At 57.9% G+C, this 216-nt stretch carries 1 protein-coding gene; it reads right to left on the bottom strand.

The window, feature by feature from the left end:
• Positions 1–216: Rnf-Nqr domain containing protein (locus B3Y70_RS06545; RefSeq protein ID WP_288589439.1), on the bottom strand; the 216-nt coding region annotated here is incomplete at both ends.

Here is a 216-nt window from a genome sequence, read left to right as displayed (position 1 = left end):
GAGAACGACATGAAACCCAGTGACATCAGACCAACGGTAATGAAGGTGATGCCAAGGCCACGCAGTCCGTTCGGAACATCGCTGTACTTGAGCTTTTCACGGATACCCGCCAGAGCAATGATGGCCAGGGCCCAGCCAAGGCCGGCGCCGAAGCCATACACCACACTCTCGCCGAAGGTGTAGTCACGCTCCACCATGAACAGCGAGGCACCCAGA

Origin of the sequence: Marinobacter sp. UBA5687 (genome assembly GCF_002420325.1) — a bacterium.
In the GTDB taxonomy this organism is placed as follows: Bacteria; Pseudomonadota; Gammaproteobacteria; order Pseudomonadales; family Oleiphilaceae; genus Marinobacter; species Marinobacter nauticus.
This window is presented reverse-complemented; position numbering and strand designations above follow the sequence as displayed.